A 22,018-nucleotide genomic window follows, 5' to 3' on the forward strand; every position below is an offset into this window, starting at 1 on the left:
CGCTGTGTCGGCACGCACGAGCACCGGCGTCCCGGACCTCACCGACCCGGAGACGTTCCAGCGCGAGGACATGCCGGACGTGTGGCGGCGGCTGCGCGCGGACGCGCCGGTGTGGCGGCACCCCGCGCGCGGCGACGCGCCCGCGTTCTGGGTGGTGACCCGGCACGAGGACGTGGTGGCGGCGCTGCGGGCCGGTGACGTGCTGGCGTCCGGTCACGGCAACGTGCTGACGTCGTTGCTCAGCGGCCACGAGGACGGCTCGGGCCGGATGCTGCCGGTCACCGACGGCACGCGTCACCGCGACCTGCGCCGCGTGCTCCAACCGGCATTCACCCCGCGGGCGCTGCGCGACGTGGAGCGGCGCGTCCGGGAGCACGCCCGCGAGCTGGTGCGGGCCGCCGCCCTCGCGGGCGAGTGCGACTTCGCGCGCGACGTCGCCGAACACGTCCCCATGCGAGCGATCTGCGACCTGCTCGGCGTGCCGGAGGTCGACCGGCCCGCGTTGCTGGACCTCACCAAGTCCGCACTGGGCTCCACGTCACCGGACTGGTCCGACGACGACGCCCGGCTCGCGCGCAACGAGCTGCTGCTGTACTTCACCGACCTGCTGGCCGACCGCCGGGCGGGCGGCCGGCGCGGCGACGACGTGATCGGCTTGCTCGCCGCGGCCGAGGCGGGCGGCGACCCGCTCGACGACGCCGACGTGGTGCTCAACTGCTACAGCCTGATCCTGGGCGGCGACGAGACCAGCAGGCTGTCGATCACGGCCGCGGTGGCCGCGTTCTGCCGGTTCCCCCGGCAGTGGGACACGGTCCGGGCCGGCGCCGGGTTGCCGGGCGTGGTCGAGGAAGTCCTGCGGTGGGCCTGCCCGGCGATGCACGTGGGCAGGCGCGCCACCGTCGACACGACCATCGGCGGCACGCGGATCGCGGCGGGCGACCTCGTGACGCTGTGGATCACCTCGGCCAACCGGGACGAGGAGGTGTTCGCCGAGCCGGACGCCTTCGACGCGACCCGGACGCCCAACCGGCACCTCGCCCTCGGCCACGGCGCGCACTTCTGCCTCGGCGCGCAACTGGCGCGGATCGAGTTGGGCGCAGTCCTGGAGGCCTTGCGGGACGTCGCGGCCTCGTTCACCGCAACGGGTCCGGCCACCCGGGTTCGTTCGACCTTCCTGGACGGGTACGCCGCGTTGCCGGTCCGGATCACATCCGCGCGGCGGTCAGGCGAGTGGGGGACGGGATGACCGACGGGGTCGTGAGGTTGCCGTTGACCGGCGCGCAGCGCGGGCTGTGGTTCGGCGAACGGCTCGACCCGGGCAGCACGGCGTTCCTCGTCGGCGACCACGTCGACATCGCCGGCCCGGTGGACCCGTCGCTGTTCGAGGCGGCGATGCGGCGGCTGATCACCGAGAGCGACGCGCTGCGCACCTCGGTCGAGGTGGCCGGGGACGGCACGCCGCGGCAGGTCGTGCGCGCGTCGCTCGACTGGTCGCTGCCGGTCGTGGACTTCACCGGCGCGCCGGACCCGCACGCCGCCGCGCTGGCGTGGATCGACGCCCGGCTGGACGAGCCGATCGACCCGACCGGGCCGCGGCTGTTCGTCTTCGCCCTGCTGAAGGTGGCCGAGGACCGGCACCTGTGGCTGCGGCTGCTGCACCACCTGGTGTCCGACGGCGTCGCGTTCGCCGAGCTCGCCCGGCGTGGCGCGGCGATCTACACGGCGCTGGCCGCGGGCGAGCCGGTCGGCGACTCCCCGATCGGGCCGCTCCGCCTGCTGGTCGACGCGGAACGGGAGTACGCGGCCGGCCGTCGGCACGAGGAGGACCGCGCGCACTGGCACGGCCTGCTCGCCGGGCGCGACGAGCCGCCCGGTCTCGGCCGCGGCCCGCACACGTTGCCCGGCAGGCTGATCCGCCGCACGGACGTGCTCGCACCCGACCTGGTCGTGGCCGTGCGCGAGGCCGCACGGCGGTCCGGCTCGTCGTGGACGGCGCTGCTGATCGCGGCGGCCGGCGTGCACCTGCACCGCATGGCGTCCGCGGACGAGGTCGTGCTCGGCCTGCCGGTGAGCACTCGTACCGCGGCGGTGCGCCACGCGGCGGGCATGGCCACCAACATCCTGCCGCTGGTCCTCACGATCGGACCGCGGCTCACCGTCGGCGAGCTGGTCCGGCACGTCTCGCAGCGCGCCCGCGCGGCCCTGCGCCACCAGCGCTACCGGCTGGAAGACCTGCGGCGCGACCTCGGCCTGCTCGGCGGCGGGCAGCGGCTGTTCGGCCCGCAGGTCAACATCATGACGTTCGACTACGGGCTGCGGTTCGGCGACGCGCCCGCGGTCAGCCACAACCTGAACAACGGTCCGCTGGACGACCTGTCGATCACGCTGTACGACCGCCGCGACGGCGGCCCCGTCCGGCTGGACGTCGACGCCAACCCGCACCGCTACCAACCGGACGAGGTCACCCGGCACCTGGACCGCTACCTCCGGGTGCTGCGCGGGTTGGCCGAAGCCGCGCCGGACACCCCGCTCGGCCGCGTGGACGTGCTGCTGCCCGCGGAGCGCGAGCGCGCGATGGCCGCGGCGACCGGACCGGCGCGGCCCGTGCCCGCCCTCACGCTGCCCCAGCTGCTGGAAGCCTCCGCCGGGCACGACGCCGACGTGGCCGTGGCGTGCGGCGCGGAGACCCTGACCCGCGGTGCGTTCGCCGCGCGGGTCGACCGGCTGGCCGGCGCGTTGGCGCGGCGCGGCGTGGGGCCGGAACGGGTGGTCGGCGTCGCGTTGCCGCGGTCGGTGGACCAGGTGGTGGCGGTGTGGGCGATCTGGCGCGCGGGTGGCGTGTACCAGCCGTTGGACCCGGAGGCGCCCGGCGACCGGCTGCGCGCCGTGCTGCGGGACACCGCCGCGACCGCCGTGATCACCACCGCGGACCTGGCCGGCCGGTTCGACGTGGCGCGGGTGTGGGCGCTCGACGAGCTGGACGAGTCCGACGCCGTGCCGCCGCCGCACCGGGCGCGGCCGGACAACGCCGCGTACGTCATCCACACCTCGGGCAGCACCGGCCGACCCAAGGGCGTGGTGGTCTCCCACGCGGCGCTGGCCAACTACGCGTCGTGGTGCCGCGAGGCGTACCCGGGCACGGCGGGCGTCGCGCTGGCGCACTCGCCGACGGTGTTCGACCTGACCATGACCGCGCTGGTCACCCCGCTGCTCGCGGGTGGCCGGATCGAGCTGGCGCCGCTGGACGAGGACACCCCCGCGGCCGGCGCCGTCCCGGACTTCGTCAAGGCGACGCCCAGCCACCTGCCGCTGCTCACCGCGTTGCCGCCGAAGGCGCTGCCGACCGGACAGCTGGTGCTGGGCGGCGAGCCGTTGCCCGGCGACCTGCTGCGGGCGTGGCGCGGCCGCAACCCCGGCGTGACGGTGGTCAACGAGTACGGCCCGACCGAGACCACGGTCGGGTGCAGCGAGCTGCGGATCGGTCCCGACGACGAGGTGCCCGACGGGGTGCTGGCCCTCGGCGCCCCGATCTGGAACACGCGGATGCACGTGCTCGACCGCACGTTGCGGCCCGCGCCGGACGGCGTGGTCGGCGAGCTGTACGTCGCGGGCGCGCAGTTGGCCCGCGGGTACGCCGACCGCCCCGGCCTGACCGCCGAGCGGTTCGTGGCGTGCCCGTTCGAGGACGGCGCCCGCATGTACCGGACCGGCGACCTGGCCCGCCGGGACGCCGACGGCGGCCTGCACTTCGTCGGCCGAGCCGACGACCAGGTCAAGGTCCGCGGGTACCGGGTCGAGCCCGGTGAGGTGGAGGCGGCGCTGGCGCGGCGGCCCGACGTGGCGCAGGTGGCCGTCGTGGTGCGCGAGGACGTGCCGGGTGACCGGCGCCTGGTCGCCTACCTGCGTGCGGACGGTGAGGTCGACCTCGACGCGGTGCGCGCCGAGGCAGCCGCCGCGCTGCCGGCCCACCTGGTGCCGGACGTCCTGGTGGTCGTGCCGGAGTTCCCGTTGACCGGCAACGGGAAGCTGGACCGGGCCGCGCTGCCCGCGCCGCACGTCACCGGCTCCGGCACGGCACGCGCACCGCGCACGGCCGAGGAGGCGGCCCTGTGCAGGCTGTTCGAGGAGGTCCTCGGGGCGCGCGAGGTCGGCGTCGACGACTCGTTCTTCGCCCTGGGCGGCCATTCGCTGCTGGCGACCCGGCTGATCGGCCGGATCCGGGTCGAGTTCGCGTCCGACCTGGCGATGCGGGAGGTGTTCGAGCACCCCACCCCGGCGGGGCTCGCGGCCCGGCTCGCCGACGCGCCGACCGCCCGCACACCGCTGGCGGCCGGTCCGCGGCCGTCACGGCTGCCGCTGTCGTCCGGCCAGCGCCGGCTGTGGTTCCTCAACCGGTTCGACCGCTCGGCGGGCACCTACAACGTGCCGCTGGCCGTGCGCCTGACCGGTGAGCTGGACCCGACGGTGCTGCGGACCGCGCTCGGCGACGTGGTGGCCCGGCACGAGGTGCTGCGCACGGCGTACCGGGAGGTCGACGGCGAGCCGCACCAGGTGGTGCTGCCGCCGAGCCCGCCGGAGCTGCCCGTCGTGGCGGTCGAACCGGCGGAGCTGGACGCCGTGCTCGCCGAGGTCGCCCTCGCGGGCTTCGACCTCGCCACCGAGCCGCCGCTGCGGACGCGGCTGCTGCGCCTCGGGCCGACCGAGCACGTGCTCGTGCTGGTCCTGCACCACATCGCGGCCGACGGCGGCTCGATGGAGCCCCTGGCCCGCGACCTGTCCCGCGCGTGCGCCGCGCGCCGGGACGGCAGCGCACCGGACTGGCCGGACCTGCCGGCGCAGTACGCCGACTACGCCCTGTGGCACCTCGCCGAGCTGGGCGACGAGGACGACCCGGGCAGTCCACTGAGGACTCAGCTGCGGTACTGGACGGAGCGGTTGGCCGGGCTGCCCGAGGAGCTGCCGCTGCCCACCGACCGGCCGCGGCCGACGACCGCGCACCACGACGGCGACGCCGTGTCGTTCCCGGTCGCGCCCGACCTGCACGAGCGCCTGACGACCCTGGCGCACGCGCACGACGCCAGCCTGTTCATGGTGCTGCACGCGGCGCTCGCCGCGCTGCTGACGAGGCTGGGCGCGGGCGAGGACATCCCGGTCGGCAGCCCGGTGGCGGGCCGCGCCGACCCGGCGACGCGTGACCTGGTCGGCTACTTCGTCAACACCCTGGTGCTGCGCGCGGACACCTCGGGCGACCCGACGCTGGCCGAGCTCCTCGACCGCGTCCGCGACGCGGACCTGGCCGCGTTCGGCCACCAGGACCTGCCGTTCGAACGGCTGGTGGACGCGCTCAACCCCACCCGGTCGCCGGCCCGCAACCCGTTGTTCCAGACCATGCTCTCGCTGTACGACAACACCACGCCGACGCTGGAGGTGCCCGGCCTGGCGGCCCGCCCGCAGCCGCTGCCGCGCCGGGTGGCGCGGTGCGACCTGTGGCTGTCGTTCGCCGAGTCGGCCGGTGGCGGTCTGACCTGCACGGTCGAGTACAGCACCAGCCTGTTCGACGCGGACACCGTGCGCCGCCTCGGCGAGCGGCTGGTCCGGGTGCTGGAGACCTTGGCCGCGGCGCCCGGCACCCGGCTCAGCGGGGTCGACGTCCTCGACCCGGCCGAACGCGCCCGGGTCGCCCCGCGGCCCGCCGAGACGATCCCCACCCCGGACCCGCTGCCGGTCCTGCTGCAACGGCAGGTGGCGTCGGCGGGCGGCCGGGTGGCCGTGCTGTCCGGCGACGCGGCGCTGACCTACGCCGAGCTGAACGAGCGGGCGAACCGGCTCGCGCACCTGCTGATCGCCCGCGGCGCCGGACCGGAACGGCTCGTCGCGATCGTGCTGGACCGCTCGGTGGACCTGGTGGTGGCCGTGCTCGCGGTGCTCAAGAGCGGCGCGGCGTACCTGCCCGTGGACCCGACGTACCCGCCCGAGCGCATCCGGCTCCTGCTGGACGACGCGCGCCCGGTGCTCGCGCTGACCACCGCCGAGCACCGGCCCGCCGACCTGCCCGTGCTGCTGGTGGACGACCCGGAGGCGGCGACCGCCGGCCCCGCCGACCCGACCGACGCCGACCGGACCGCGCCGCTGCGGCCGGACCACCCGGCGTACGTCATCCACACCTCCGGGTCCACCGGCCGTCCCAAGGGCGTGGTCGTCACCCACGCCAACGTGGCCCGGCTGTTCGGGGCGACGCAGGGTCTGTTCGGGTTCGGCCCGGACGACGTGTGGACGCTGTTCCACAGCTACGCCTTCGACTTCTCGGTCTGGGAGATGTGGGGCGCGCTGCTGCACGGCGGCCGGCTGGTCGTCGTGCCGGAGTCGGCCCGCCGCACGCCCGCGGAGTTCGCCCGGCTGCTGGCCGACCACCGGGTCACCGTGCTGAGCCAGACCCCGTCCGCGCTGTACCACCTGCTCGCCGCGGCCGGTGTCGGCGCCGACGTGCGCTGGGTGGTCCTCGGCGGCGAGGCGTTGGACTCCCGTCGGCTCGGCTCCCTGCCTGGCTCCGGGCCCGCCGTGGTGAACATGTACGGCATCACCGAGACCACGGTGCACGTCACCGCGCACCCGGTGGCCGCGGCGGACGTCGGCCCGGCCTCGGTGATCGGCGAGCCGCTGCCCGGCCTGCGCGCCACCCTGCTGGACACGAGGCTGGCGCCGGTGCCCGACGGCGTCACCGCCGAGGTGTACGTCAGCGGCGGGCAGCTGGCCCGCGGCTACCTCGGCAACCCCGCCCTCACCGCGACGAGGTTCGTGGCCGACCCGTTCGGGCCGCCCGGGAGCCGCATGTACCGCACCGGTGACCTGGCCCGCCACCACCGCGGCGTGCTGGCGCACCGCGGCCGTGCCGACGACCAGGTCAAGATCCGCGGGTTCCGCGTCGAGCCGGGTGAGGTGGGGGCCGTGCTGGCCGCGCACCCGGCCGTCGCCGCCGCCGAGGTCGTCCAGCGCCAGGACGGCCCGACGGGTGACCTGCTCGTCGCCTACGTGGTGCCCCTGCCCGGCGAGACCCCGACCGGCCTGCGCGAGCACGCGGCGCGGTCCCTGCCCACGCACATGGTCCCGGCGTCGTTCGTCGTGCTGGACGAGTTCCCCCTGACACCGCACGGCAAGCTGGACCGCCGGGCGCTGCCGCGGCCGGACCTCGGCGCGCACAGCTCGCTGCGTCCGCCGCGCGACGAGACCGAACGGCTGCTGTGCGAGCTGTTCGCCGAGGTGCTCGGGCTCGACCGGCTCGGCGCGGACGACGACTTCTTCCGCCTCGGCGGGCACTCGCTGCTGGCCACCCGCTTGCTCAGCCGGGTGCGCGGCGCGTTCGGCCGGGACGTGCCGGTGCGCGTGTTCTTCGAGGACCCGACCCCCGCCGGGGTGGCCGTCGCGCTCGGTCTCGCGGAGGGCGCCCGGCCGCCGCTGGCCCCTCGGCCGCGGCCGGAGCACGTGCCGCTGTCCTCGGCGCAGCGCCGGTTGTGGTTCCTCAACCGGCTCGACCAGGCGGGCGGCGCCTACAACATCCCGCTCGTGCAGGAGCTGTCCGGCGAGCTGGACGTCACCGCGCTCGGCGACGCGCTGCGGGACGTGGCGACCCGGCACGAGGTGCTGCGCACCGTCTTCCCCGACCGGGACGGCGAACCGCACCACCTGCTCACCGACCGGCTGCCCGCGCTGCCGGTCACCCGACTGACCGCCGCCGACCTCGACCCGGCGCTGCGCGCGGAGAGCCTCGCCGGGTTCGACCTGTCGGCCGACCCACCGCTGCGGGCCAGGCTGTTCCAGCTGGAGGACCGCCGCCACGTCCTGCTCGTCGTGGTGCACCACATCGCGGGCGACGGCCTGTCCGTCCGGCCCCTGGCCGAGGACCTGTGGTCGGCCTACCGGGCGCGGCTCGCCGGCCGCACGCCCTTCCCCGGCGCGGCGCCCGTGCAGTACGCGGACTACACGCTCTGGCAACGCGAAGTCCTCGGCGACGAGGGGGTCCCCGGCACGGTCGCGGCGCGGCAGCTCGCGTACTGGACCGCGCAGCTCGACGGACTGCCCGACGAGCTGCCGCTGCCCGTCGACCGGCCTCGGCCGGCGTCCCCGCGCGAGGACGGCGACGAGGTGGTCTTCGAGCTCGACGCCGACCTGCACCGCGACCTCGCCGACCTCGCGGCCCGGTGCCGGGCGACGCCGTTCATGGTGGTGCAGGCGGCGGTCGCGGCCCTGCTGACGAGGTTCGGCGCCGGTGAGGACATCCCGCTCGGCAGCCCGGTCGCGGGACGCGGTGACGTGGCCCTGGAGGACGCCGTCGGGTGCTTCCTCAACACCGTGGTGCTGCGCGTCGACACCTCGGGCGACCCGACCGCGCGTGAGCTCCTCGGCCGGGTCCGGGACACCGACCTGGCCGCCTACGCCCACCAGGACGTGCCGTTCGAGCGACTGGTCGAGGTGCTCAACCCGGCCCGGTCGGCGGCGCGCAACCCGCTGTTCCAGGTCGCGCTCGGGTTCCGGGGCGACACCGAGGCCGCCGACCTCGTCTTCCGGCTGCCCGGCCTGACCGCCACCGGGTGGTCGTCACCGACCGTGGTCACGAAGTTCGACCTGTGGTTCAACGTGGACGAGCAGCACACGCCCGACGGCGGACCGGCCGGGATGCGAGGCGCCACCGGGTACCGGACCGACCTGTTCGACCGGTCGACCGCACAGCGCCTGACCGACGCCCTGGTGCGCGTGCTGCGCGGGATGGCGGCCGATCCCGACGCCCGGGTCGGCGACCTCGACGTGCTCGGCCCGGACGACCGGCGGCGGCTGCTGGTCGAGCACAACGACACGGCACGGCCGGCGCCGCACGGGACGTGGCCGGACTGGTTCGAGGCGCAGGCCGCCCGCACGCCGGACCACCCGGCGCTGGAGTCCGGCGGCACGACGCTGACCTACGCGGCGCTGAACCGCCGCGCCAACCGCCTGGCGCACCGGCTGATCCGCCAGGGCGCCGGACCGGAGCGGCGGATCGCGGTCGTGCTGCCCCGCGGCGCGGACCTGTTCGTCACGCTGCTGGCGGTGCTCAAGGCGGGCGCGGTGCACGTGCCCGTGGACCCGGACTACCCGCGGGCGCGGATCGACGCCATGCTGTCCGACGCCCGCCCGCTGCTGGTGCTCACGTCGGCCGACCTCGACGTGCCGGACGACGTGCCGGACACGGACCCGGTCCGCGACCTGCGACCCGACCACCCCGCCTACGTCGTCTACACCTCGGGTTCCACCGGCCGGCCCAAGGGCGTCGTGGTGACGCACCGCGGCCTGGTCAACGTCGCCGCGGCGCACCTCGACCTGTTCCCGGTGGACGAGCGCACCCGCGTGCTGCACGTCGTGTCACCCAGCTTCGACGGCTCGGTGCCGGACTGGTGCCTGTCCTGGCTCGTCGGCGGCACGCTCGTGGTGGCCGGGCCGCAGCCGCTGGTCGGCGCCGCGCTGGCGGAGGCGCTGGCCGAGCTGCGGGCGACCCAGGCGACCATCCCCTCGTCGCTGCTGGCCGGGATGCCGGACGCCGACCTGCCCGCGCTGCGCGGCGTCCTCACCGGTGGTGAAGCGTGCCCGGCGGAGGTGGTGGCCCGCTGGTCGGCCGGCCGCACGTTGGTCAACGGGTACGGGCCGACCGAGACGTCGGTGATCGCCACGGCGACCGGGCCCCTGTCCGGCTCGGGCACCCCGCCGATCGGCCGCCCGCTGCCCAACACGCGGGTCTACGTGCTGGACGCGGCGCTGCGGCCGGTGCCGCCCGGCGTCGTCGGCGAGGTCCACATCGCGGGCGCCGGCGTGGCCCGCGGCTACCTGGACCGGCCGGGCCTCACCGCGCACCGGTTCGTCGCCGACCCGTTCGGGCCGCCCGGGGAGCGGATGTACCGGACCGGCGACCTGGCCCGGTGGGCGGCATCCGGTGAGCTGGAGTTCGCCGGCCGGGTCGACGACCAGGTCAAGATCCGGGGCGTCCGGATCGAGCCCGGCGAGGTCGAGTCGTGCCTGGCGGGCCACCCGGCCGTGGCGCGGGCCGCGGTCGTGGTCCGGGAGGACGTGCCGGGGCAGCCGCGTCTGGTCGCCTACGTCGTGCCGACGGCCGAGGTGACCGAAGCAGCGCTGCGGGACCACGCCATCGGCGAGTTGCCCGCGCACCTGGTGCCGTCGGCGTTCGTGCGGCTGGACCGGTTGCCGGTGACCGCCAACGGCAAGCTCGACCGCGACGCCTTGCCCGCGCCGGTGGTCGTCACCGACGCCGAGGGGCCGCGCGACCACCGGGAAGCCGTCCTGTGCGCGATCGTCGGCGACCTGCTCGGCCGGTCCGACGTCGGCAGGCACGAGAACTTCTTCCAGCTCGGCGGTGACAGCATCCTGTCCATCCAGCTGGTCAGCCGCGCGCGCAAGGCGGGGTTGGCGTTCTCGCCGAAGGACGTCTTCCGGCTCGGCACGGTCGCCGCGCTGGCCGCCCTGTCCGCGGCCGGTGCGGCCGACCGGCGGTCCGTCGCGGCCGTCGGCGAGGTCCACCCCACGCCGGTGGTGCGGTGGACGTGGGAGTACGCGGGGCCGGCGGCGAGGTTCGACCAGGCCGTGCTGCTGCGCGCGCCCGCCGGGCTGGACCTGGCGACCCTCACCGCGGCCGTGGGTCGCCTGGTGGACCACCACGACGCGCTGCGCCTCACCGTGACCGAAGGGCCGGGCCTGGTCGTGCCGCCGCCGGGCGCGGTGGACGTGGCGGCGTGCGTGCGCACGGCGGGCGGGCCGCCCTCGCCGGACGTGATCGACGCCGAGCACGCCGCGGCCCGTGAACGGCTGGCCCCGGACCGCGGCGTCGTGTTCCAGGCGGTGTTGTTCGACGCCGGGCCGGTGCTGCTGGTGGCGCACCACCTCGTGGTGGACGGCGTGTCGTGGCGGGTGCTGATCGCGGACCTCGCCGAGGCGTGCCGCGCCGCCGCCCTGCCGCCAGCGCCGACCTCGTTGCGCGCTTGGACGCACGGTCTGGCCGGGTTGGACCGACGCGCCGAGCTCGCGCTGTGGACCGACCTGCTCGCCGGGCCGCCGACCCCGGTGGCCGACCGGCCGAGGGACCCGGCGGTGGACACCGCCGCGACCGCGCGCGAGCTGACCGTGGCGCTGCCGGCGGACCGGACCGCGGCGCTGCTCGACCGACCGCACGCGACCGTCACCGAGCTGCTGCTGGCGGCCACCGCCGAAGTGCTGGGCCCGGACGACCTGCTGGTCGACGTGGAGGGGCACGGCCGGGAGGAGCACGTCGTGCCCGGCGCCGACCTGTCCCGCACGGTCGGCTGGTTCACCAGCGTCCACCCGGTGCGGGTCCGCCCCGAGCGAGGCTCGTGGCTCGCCGGGGTGAAGCGGTGGACGCGGGCCGTGCCCGACGGCGGCATCGGCTACGGCCTGCTGCGCCACCTCGACCCGGACGCCGGTCCGGTGCTGGCGGCCCTGCCCGCCGCGGAGGTCCGGCTCAACTACAACGGCAGGCCCGCCGTCGACGACGACCGCGCGGGGTGGGCCGTCGAGGCCTCGTTCGGCGGGATGGACCCGGACATGCCCTTGGCGCACACGCTGGCGATCGACGTGGTCGTGCGGGACGGCCCGGTCCTGGCCGCCACGTGGACCTGGGCCGGCCGCCTGCTCGACGCGGACCGGGTCGACGCCCTCGCCCGCGCCTGGCTGGCCGCGCTCGACCGGCACGCCACCCGGCCGGCCGCGCTCGTCCCGGCCGACCTCGACCTGGTCGCCCTCACCCAGGACCAGATCGACGGGCTGGCGGGCGGCGCGCAAGAGCACCACGAACAGGACGACGAGGACGGCGCCGAGTGGGAGATCGTGACGTGACCGGACCCGGGATCGAGGACTTCCTGCCGCTGACCCCGTTGCAGGAAGGCATGGTGTTCCACTCCTCGTACGACGAGCGGGACGCCGACGTCTACACCGCGCAGCTGGTGCTCAAGCTGCACGGCCCGCTGGACGCGTCACGGCTGCGCGCGGCGACCAGGGCGCTGAGCCGACGGCACCCGGTGCTGCGGTCGGCGTTCCCGCGCCGGGGGCTGGACCGGCCCGTCCAGGTCGTGCACCACGCCGCCGCCCCGCCCTGGCGGCAGTTCGACCTGTCGGCGAACCCCGACGCCCTCGAACGGGTGTTGGACGAGCAGCGCTCCGCCCGGTTCGACCTCGCCGCGCCGCCGCTGCTGAGGTGGGCGCTGATCCGGCTGTCCACCCGGGACCACCGGCTCGTGCTCACCAACCACCACGCGTTGTTCGACGGCTGGTCGGTGCCGGCGCTGGTCGCCGACCTGTTCCGGTTCTACACCGACGGCGACGACGCCGACCTGCCGCCGGTCACGCCCTACCGCGCCTACCTGTCGTGGTTGGCCGAGCAGGACACGACCGCCGCCGAGCGAGCCTGGCTGGACGCCTTGGCGGGCGTCGACCAGCCCACCCTGGTCGCGGCCGGCCGCCCCGCCGCCGCGCCCGACGTCGAGCGGATCACGCTGGAGGTGCCGGACGACCTGCGTGACGCGCTGGCCGCCACCGGCCGCCGGTACGGCCTCACCCTGAGCACCCTGGTGCAGGGCGCGTGGGCGATCCTGCTCGGCCACCTCACCGGCCGCGCCGACGTGACCTTCGGCGCCACGGTATCCGGCCGGCCGGCCGAGGTCACCGGCATCGAGACCGTGGTCGGCCTGCTGATCAACACCGTGCCGGTTCGGGCCCGGCTGTCGCCGGACCGCCCGGTGCTGACCGTGCTGACCGGGTTGCACCGGCACCACACCGACCTGATGGAGCACCACCACCTCGGGCTGGCCGACATCCAGCGCGCCACCGGCGAGCTGTTCGACACGCTGGTCGTGGTCGAGAACTACCCGGTGGACGCGGACGGCCTGCGTGACGTCGCACCGGGGCTGCGGATCGCGGGCGCGGACGGCCGCGACGGCGCGCACTACCCGTTGTCGCTGGCCGCGATCCCGCGCGAGCGCCTGACCCTGCGGCTGGACCACCAGCCCGCGGTGTTCGACCGAGACACCGCCACCGACCTGGGCCGGCGCCTGCTGCGCGTGCTGCGCGTCATCGCCGAGGACCCGGAACGGCCCGTCGGCCGGATCGACCTGATCGGGCCGGAGGGACGGACGCTGCTGCGCCGCTTCGAGGCGCCGACCCGGCCCGTGCCGCACGGTTCGGTCCCCGAGCTGTTCCGGGCGCAGGTGGCACGCGTGCCGCGCCGACCCGCTGTCGTCCACGGCGACCGGACCGTCGACTACGCCGAGCTCGACGCCCGCGCCAACCGGCTGGCCCACCTCCTGCTCGCCCAGGGGGCCGGGCCGGGCGGCACGGTGGCCGTCGCGCTGCCGCGCTCGGTCGACGCCGTCGTGGCCGTCCTGGCCGTGCTCAAGACCGGCGCCGCCTACCTGCCGGTGGACCCGGACTACGCGCCGGACCGCATCCGCTACATGATCGCGGACGCGCGGCCGGGCCACGTGATCGCCGCCGCTCCCCTGCCGGTCGACAGCGCGCCGGCCGAGGTGGTGATCCCGGACGCGGCCGACCTCGACCGCCACCCGGCGCACGACCCCGGCGTCCGGCCGCACCACCTGTCACCCGCCTACGTCATCTACACCTCGGGCTCGACCGGGCGCCCCAAGGGCGTGGTCGTGCCGCACCAGGCCGTGCTGACCCTGCTGGACGACCAGCGCGAGCGGTTCGGCGCGGACACCGGCACCCGCCTCCTCCAGTTCTCCTCGACCAGCTTCGACGCGTCGGTGTGGGAGATGCTGCTGCCGTTGACCTCCGGCGGCGCCTGCGTGCTGACCACCGACGGGACGCGGGTACCCGGCGCGCCGCTGGCCGCCCTGATCCGCGACGCGGGCGTGAACCTGATGGTGATGCCGCCGTCGGTGCTGGCGACGTTCCCACCCGACACCGTGCTGCCGACGGCGATGACGTTGATCGTGGCGGGCGAGCCGTGCCCGCCGGAGCTGGTCCGCCGCTGGGGCGCCACCCGGCCGATGGTCAACGCGTGGGGCACGACCGAGGTCACCGTCTGCTCCACGATGACCGGCGCCATGCCCCCGGGCGAACGCCCCCCGATCGGCAGGCCGCAGCACAACGCCGGGGTGTTCGTGCTGGACTCGGCGCTGCGGCCGGTGCCGCCGGGTGTCGTCGGCGAGGCGTACCTGGGTGGCGCGCAGCTCGCCCACGGTTACCTCTACCGGCCCGGCCTGACCGCCGGCCGGTTCGTCGCCTCGCCGTTCGGCGCGCCGGGTGACCGCATGTACCGCACCGGCGACCTGGTGCGGTGGCGTGCGGACGGGCAGCTCGACTACCTGGGTCGGGCGGACGACCAGGTGAAGATCCGCGGTTTCCGGATCGAGCCCGGCGAGCTGGAGTCCGCGCTGCTGGCCTGTCCCGGCGTCACCGCCGCCGCCGCGGCGCCCCACCGGGACGACCTGGGCGCCGTCCGCCTGGTCGGTTACGTCGTGCCCGCCTCGCTCGACCCGGAGGTCGTCCGCGAACGGCTCGGCCGGACGCTGCCCGACCACCTGGTGCCCGCCGCCGTCGTGCCGTTGCCCGGGTTGCCCTTGACCGCCAACGGCAAGCTGGACCGGGAGGCGTTGCCCGCGCCGGACTTCGCCGCCCGGACCACCGCCGGTCCGCCCCGGACGCCGCGCGAGGAGATCGTGTGCGGCATGTTCGCCGCCGTGCTCGGGTTGCGGTCGATCGGGGTGCACGACTCGTTCTTCCACCTCGGCGGCGACTCGTTGTCGGCGGCCAGGGCGATCAGCCGGATCAGCGCCGCGTTCGGCGTGGACCTGCCGCTGCGAACGTTGTTCGAGGCACGCACGGCAGCCGCGGTCGCGGCGGCGGTCGACGCGGCGATCCGGGAGGGCGCCGGTGGTGCGCCGGTCGCGGTGCGACCGGTCGAACACCCACCGCACGTGCCGCTGTCGTCCGGTCAGCGCAGGCTGTGGTTCCAGAACCGGCTCGCGGGCTCGGCGTACACCATCCCCGTCGCGCTGAGGTTGTCCGGCGGGCTGGACGTCGCCGCGCTGCGGGCGGCGCTGGGCGACGTCGTGGACCGGCACGCGCCGCTGCGGACCACGTTCCCCGAAATCGACGGTGAGCCGAGGCAGCTGATCCGGCCGGCGGGGGCGGTGCGCCCGGAGCTGCCGGTGATCACGATGAGCGGAGCCGGGCCGGCCGACGTCCTGGCGGCCGGGTCGTTCGACCTGACCGCCGACCCGCCGCTGCGCGCGCAGCTGTTCGCCACCGGGCCGGACGAGCACGTGTTGTTGCTGGTGGTGCACCACATCGCGGTCGACGCTTGGTCGATGTCCCGGCTCACCGGCGACCTCGCGACGGCGTACGCGGCACGTCTGGACGGCGTGCCGCCGTCGTGGGCGCCGTTGCCCGTGCAGTACGCCGACTACGCCCTGTGGCAGCGGGCCCACCCTCCCCGGCCGGACTACTGGCTGCGTCAGCTGGCCGACCTGCCCGCGGAGCTGCCGCTGCCGTTCGACCGGCCCCGTCCGGCGGTCGCCGACCACGCGGCGGGCACGACGCGGATCACCGTGCCGCCGGAGCTGCGTGCCGGGCTGTCCGCGCTGGCCGAGCGCCACGGCGTGACGCTGTTCATGGTGCTGCACGCCGGTTTGGCGGCGTTGCTGACGAAGGTGGGCGCCGGGACGGACATCCCGATCGGCACCCCGGTGGCGGGACGTGCGGACGAGGCGCTGGACGACCTGGTCGGGTTCTTCGTCAACACGCTCGTGCTGCGCACGGACACCTCCGGCGATCCCGGTTTCGCGGCCCTGCTGGCCCGCGTCCGGGACGTCGACCTGACCGCGCACGCGCACCGGGACGTGCCGTTCGAGCACTTGGTGGAGCGGCTGGCGCCGGAGCGTGCGACGAACCGGCACCCGTTGTTCCAGGTGCTGCTGGACCTGCAGAACACGGCCGAAGCGACGCTGGAGCTGCCGGGCGTGCGGGTGCGGGCGCACCAGCCGGAGATCGGCACCGCGGAGTTCGACCTGGCGGTGTCGGTGCGCGAGACGTCCGACGGCGGGCTGGCCGGGACGCTGGTCCACCGCGCCGACGTGTTCGACGCCTCGACCGCGCAGTCCCTGGCGCGCAGGCTGGTGCGGGTGCTGGAGGCGGTGGTCGCGGACCCCGGGCTGCCGATCAGCGCGATCGACCTGCTGGAGCCCGCGGAACGCGAGCGGCTGCGCGCGGAACCCGTCCACACGCGGGCCACGGTCCTCGACCTGCTCCGCCGGCGGGCGGACGCGCGGCCGGACGACCCGGCGCTGGTCGGCGACCGCGCGGTGGGCTACCGGGAGCTGGTCGGGCGGGCCGAGCGCCTGGCCCGGTCGCTCGTCCGGCGTGGTGTCGGACGGGAACGGGTGGTCGGCGTCGCGCTGCCGCGCTCGGTGGACCACGTCGTGGCGATGTGGGCGATCTGGCTGGCGGGCGGCACGTACCTGCCACTGGACCCGGCGGGTCCGGGTGATCGCCTGGCGTACACCGTGGCCGACGCGGGGGCGGTCGGCGTGCTGACCACGTCGGAATCGGCCGACCTGTTCGGCGACGCCGCTTGGCCGCTCGACGCCGACACCCTGGACGACCCCGTCCCGACAGCGGTCGACACCGCGGCCACCGACCCGTTCGGCGACGCCGCGTTGCCGGAGATCCACCCGGACAGCGCGGCGTACGTCATCTACACCTCGGGCACCACCGGCCGTCCCAAGGGCGTGGTGATCACCCACGGCGCGCTCGCGCACTGCGCCGTGCAGCACGTGCACCGGCTGGACATCACGCCGGGCGCCCGGCTCGTCCAGTACGTGTCCCCCGTCTTCGACGCGGCGATCGCCGACGTGGTGCTGGCCGCCGCGGGTGGTGCGGCGCTCGTCCTGCCCCCCGGTTCCGACCGGGCGGTCGGGCGTGATCTCGTCCGGCTCCTCGCCGAGCACCACGTCACGCACGCCCAGCTGCCGCCCGCCGTGTTGGCATCGGTGTCCACAGTGGACCTCCCGGAGCTGCGCGCCGTGGTCATGGGCGGTGACTGGTGTGCGCCCGACACCGTGGCGCGGTGGTCCGCGGACCAGGCTCTCGTCAACGTGTACGGGCAGACCGAGACCACGATCGCGGTCTCCATGAGCGCGCCGTTGGAGTCCGGGCGGCCACCGCTGCCGGTCGGCGCGCCGCTGCCGGGCTCGGCCGTGTTCCCCCTCGACGCGACCCTCTCGCCGGTGCCGTCGGGCGTCGCCGGCGAGCTGTACGTCGTCGGCGTGCAGGTCGGGCGCGGCTACCTGGGCCGACGAGCCCTGACCGCCGAGCGCTTCGTCGCCTCGCCCTTCGGCCCGCCGGGCAGCCGGATGTACCGCACCGGCGACCTCGGCCTGGTCCGGCCCGACGGCACGCTGCACTTCCTCGGCCGCGAGGACGACCAGGTCAAGGTCCGGGGCCACCGGGTCGAGCTGGGCGAGGTCGAGGCGGTGCTCGCGGCGTTCCCGTCCGTCGGCCATGCCGTGGCCGCGGTCGACGACGAGTCACGCCTGGCCGCCTACCTGGTGCCGGTCGAGGGCACGACCGTGGACGTCCGGGAACTCCGGGCGCACGCCGCCCGGCTGCTGCCCGACCACATGGCGCCGACGGCCTACCGGGTGCTCGACGCGATGCCGCTGACCGACAACGGCAAGCTCGACCGCACCGCGCTCCCGGCCGCCGACCCCGTCACGGCGGAGCCGTCCCGGCCGCCGCGCGACCGGCGCGAGGAAGTCCTCTGCTGCCTGTTCGCCGACGTGCTCGGCGTGCCCGCGGTGGGGGTGGACGACTCGTTCTTCGCCTTGGGCGGCCACTCGCTGCTCGCCGTGCGACTGGTGTCCGCGATCCGCGCGGCCCTGCACGTCGAAGTGCCCGTGCGGGACGTGTTCGAGGCGTCGACCGCGGCGGCCCTGGCGGCGCGGGTGGCCGACGCCGCACCGGCCCTGCCGCCGCTGCGACGACAGCAACGCCCGGACCCGGTCCCGCTCTCGTTCGGGCAGCGGCGGTTGCGGTTCCTCAACGAGCTGGAGCAGTCCGCGACCTACAACGCCCCGATCGCCCTGCGCCTGCGTGACGACGTGGACCTCGACGCCCTGCGTGCGGCGCTGCGCGACGTCGTGGCACGGCACGAGGCGCTGCGGACGACCTACCCGGACCGGGACGGCGAGCCGTACCAGCAAGTGCTCGCCGAGGCCTCCGTCGACCTGGTCGTCAGCGATCACGAGACCGCTCTCGCCGACGCCGTCCTCGCGCGGTTCGACCTCGCGACCGACCTGCCGATCCGGGCCCACGTCATCGGCGGCGTGCTGCTGGTCGTGCTGCACCACATCGCGGCGGATGGCGGCTCGACGGGCCCGCTCCTGCGCGACCTGGACACCGCCTACACGGCCCGCCGCGCCGGCCGTGAGCCGGACTGGGCGCCGCTGCCCGTGCAGTACGCCGACCACACCCTGTGGCAACGCGAGGTGCTGGGGTCGCCGGACGACGAGAACAGCGTGCTGGCCACGCAGCTGCGCTACTGGACCCGGCAGCTGGCGGGCGTGCCCGACGAGCTGGACCTGCCGACCGACCGGTCCAGGCCCGCGGTGCCCGGCCACGGCGGCGGCACGGTCGCCGTCACCGTCGACGCGGCCACCCGCCACGGGTTGGCCCGGCTGGCGGAACGGGAGTCGGCGAGCCTGTTCATGGTGCTGCACACCGGCGTGGCCGCCCTGCTGACCAGGCTCGGCGCCGGCACCGACATCACGGTCGGCACCCCGGTCGCGGGACGTGCCGACGAGGCGCTGGACGACCTGGTCGGGTTCTTCGTCAACACGCTCGCGCTGCGCACCGACACCTCCGGCGACCCGACCTGTCGCGAGCTGCTGGGCCGGGTCCGGCACACCGACCTGTCCGCCTACACCCACCAGGACCTGCCGTTCGAGCACCTCGTGGAGGTGCTCAACCCGACCCGGTCGCTGGCGCGCAACCCCCTGTTCCAGGTCATGCTGTCGGTGCGGGAGGGAACCGCGTCCGCGACCCCGAGCTTCACCACGGGCCCACAGCCGCTCCCGGTCGAGCTGACGAAGTTCGACCTGGTGTTCTCGTTCGACGTGCGGCCGGACGGCGTCGACGCGGCCATCGGGTACAGCACGGACCTGTTCGACGAGGAGACCGTCGCGGCGTTCGGGCGACGGCTGGCCCGGCTGCTGGGGGCGGTGGCCACCGACCCGGACCGCCGGATCGGCGACGTGGACCTGTTCGAGCCCGGTGAGCAGGCCCGACTGGCGGCGTGGAACGCCACCGACCGCGACGTGCCGCGCACGAGCGTGCCGGAGTCGGTGCGGGCGCAGGCGGCGCGGACCCCGGACGCCGTCGCCGTGGTGTCCGGCGACCAGGTGCTGACCTACGCCGAGCTCGACGCGAAGGCGAACCGACTGGCCAACCTGCTGCTGCGCCGCGGCACGCTGCCGGAAGACCTGGTCGCCATCGCCCTGCCGCGCTCGGCGGACCTGGTGGTCGCGATCCTGGCGGTGCTGAAGGCGGGCGCGACCTACCTCCCGCTGGACCCGGACTCCCCACCCGCGCGCAACGCGCACGTCCTGGCCGACGCAGCCCCCCGCCGCCTGATCACCACCGCCGCCGCGGACACGCCGCCGCCCGCCGGCACCAGCACCGCCGTCGAGGTGCCGCGGGTCATCGTCGAGGAGTCGGCCGCGTACCCCGACACCGACCCGGGCGTCCGGCGCCACCCCGACCACGCCGCCTACACGATCTACACCTCGGGTTCGACCGGCCGCCCCAAGGGGGTCGTCGTCACCGACCGCGGCCTGATCAACCTGCTGGAGTCCATGCGCGACCGCTTCCCGACGACACCCCGCGACCGGTGGATCGCGGTCACCACGGTCACCTTCGACATCGCGGCCGTCGAGCTGTACCTGCCCCTGATCACCGGCGCCCGCATCGTCCTCGCCGACACCGCGCAGGTGCGTGACCCGGCCGAACTGGCCGCCCTGGTCCGGCGGACGGGCGGCACGATCATGCAGGCCACCCCGACGTTGTGGGACGTGCTCGTCGCACACGCGCCGGACACCGTCCGCGGCCTGCGCAAGCTCGTCGGCGGCGAAGCGCTGCGCACCGACCTCGCCGCGAAGCTCGCCGCACCCGCCGGGACCGCCACCAACCTGTACGGCCCCACCGAAACCACCGTGTGGTCCACCGCGTCCATCGTGGACGGTCGAAGCACAACCCCGCCGATCGGCCGCCCGATCGCCAACACCGGCTCCCACGTGCTGGACGACCGGCTGCGCCCGGTGCCGGTCGGCGTGCCGGGCGAGCTGTACCTGTCGGGCGCCGGCGTCGCCCGCGGCTACCTCGGCCAACCCGCACGCACCGCGGCACGGTTCGTCGCCGCCCCCGGTGGCCACCGGGTGTACCGGACAGGTGATGTCGCCCGTTGGAACGCCGCGGGCGAGTTGGAGTTCCTCGGCCGGGTGGACGACCAGGTGAAGATCCGGGGTCACCGGGTCGAGCCGGGCGAGGTCGAGACCGTGCTCGCCGGCCACCCCGACGTCGGCGCCGCGGCCGTGGTGGCCCGGCACGACCGGGGCGAGGCAAGGCTGGTCGCCTACCTGGTGGCGCCCCGACTCGACCTGGACGACCTGCGCGCACACGCGTGCACCCGGCTGCCGGACCACATGATCCCGTCGGCGTTCGTCCTGCTCGACGCCCTCCCGCTGACGTCGAGCGGAAAGGTGGATCGCAACGCCCTGCCGGAGCCGGCGCCCACCCCGACCACGAGTCGGGCGCCGCGCTCCGCCCGGGAACGGGCGCTGTGCGAGCTGTTCGCGGAGGTGCTCGGCCTGCCCTCGGTGGGCATCGACGACGACTTCTTCCGGCTCGGCGGGCACTCGCTGCTGGCGACGCGGCTGGCCCGCCGGGCCCGCACCACGCTCGGCGTGGACCTGCCGGTGCGCGCGTTGTTCGAAGCCCCGACCGTGTCGGCCCTGGCACCGCGGTTGGACGACGAGCGCGACGGTTCACTGGACGTGCTGCTGCCGTTGCGGCCCGACGGCGACGGCGCGCCGCTGTTCTGCGTGCACCCCGGCGCGGGCATCAGCTGGGTCTACTCCGGACTGGTCCGCTCGCTCGACGCCCGCCACCCGCTGTACGGGGTGCAGGCCCGCGGCCTCGCCGGTCCGGAACCGCTGCCCACCAGCATCGAGGAGATGGCGGCGGACTACGTCGACCGCATCCGCACCGTTCAGCCGAACGGGCCCTACCACCTGCTCGGGTGGTCGTTCGGCGGCGCGGTCGCGCACGCCATGGCCACGCTGCTCCAGCGGGCCGGTGAGCCCGTCGCGCTGCTGGCCATCCTCGACGCGTACCCGGCCACCGCGCCGCAGCCCCGGCTCGACGAGACGGAGCTGTTGCGCGTCATGGTCGACCTGCTCCTGCCGCACCGCGCGGGCGACGCACTCGACGCCGACGGGATGGTCGAGCTGCTGCGCGACGACAGCCCGCTGGCGGGGCTCGACGCCGACCAGGTCCGGCGGGTGGCCCGGGTCGCCGGCAACACCAACGCCTTGCGCGACACCTTCGCCCCGGACGTGTTCAAGGGTGACGTCGAGTTCTTCGCCGCCACCGTGAACCCGCTCGGGGACCCCGCCGACTGGGCGTCGCACGTGTCGGGCCGCATCCGCGTGCACGGCATCGCGTGCGGCCACGACGAGCTGACCGGCCCGGAACCGATCGCGCTGATCGGCCGGGTGCTGACCGAGGTGCTCCACCGGGCCGGCGGCCGAGGATCGCCGGTCGACAAGACCGCGAGCACGAACACGAAAGGGCACGACGAATGACGAATCCGTTCGAGGACCCCGACGGCACCTACCTGGTGCTGGTCAACCACGAGGAGCAGTACTCGCTGTGGCCGCAGTTCGCCGACGTGCCG

The 22,018-nt window shown here is 75.6% G+C and carries 4 protein-coding genes; all 4 read left to right on the plus strand.

Features of this window, described 5'->3' with window-relative positions; genetic code table 11:
- The first annotated feature begins 4 nt into the window (after positions 1-4).
- On the plus strand, positions 5-1,246 hold the full coding sequence (locus AB0H12_RS42560; RefSeq protein ID WP_499631625.1) for a cytochrome P450: 1,242 nt from the start codon (positions 5-7) through the stop codon (positions 1,244-1,246).
- Positions 1,243-11,886 carry an amino acid adenylation domain-containing protein gene (locus AB0H12_RS42565; RefSeq protein ID WP_499631628.1) on the plus strand — a complete coding sequence of 3,548 codons (10,644 nt, stop codon included), beginning with the start codon at positions 1,243-1,245 and terminating at the stop codon, positions 11,884-11,886. Before AB0H12_RS42560 ends, AB0H12_RS42565 begins: the two co-directional genes overlap by 4 nt.
- Positions 11,883-21,926 carry a non-ribosomal peptide synthetase gene (locus tag AB0H12_RS42570; protein WP_499631631.1) on the plus strand — a complete coding sequence of 3,348 codons (10,044 nt, stop codon included), beginning with the start codon at positions 11,883-11,885 and terminating at the stop codon, positions 21,924-21,926. The genes AB0H12_RS42565 and AB0H12_RS42570 overlap by 4 nt, the downstream gene beginning before the upstream one ends.
- A partial coding sequence (locus tag AB0H12_RS42575) for an MbtH family protein (protein WP_499624959.1) occupies positions 21,923-22,018 on the plus strand: 96 nt, incomplete at its 3' end. The genes AB0H12_RS42570 and AB0H12_RS42575, both read left to right, overlap by 4 nt.

The organism is Actinosynnema sp. NPDC023794 (genome assembly GCF_040639675.1).
Classification (GTDB): domain Bacteria; phylum Actinomycetota; class Actinomycetes; order Mycobacteriales; family Pseudonocardiaceae; genus Actinosynnema; species Actinosynnema luteola.

Excerpts from the sequence above, each read along its gene's own strand:
- AB0H12_RS42565 (WP_499631628.1), top strand. The coding sequence starts at position 1,243 with ATGACCGACGGGGTCGTGAGGTTGCCGTTGACCGGCGCGCAGCGCGGG.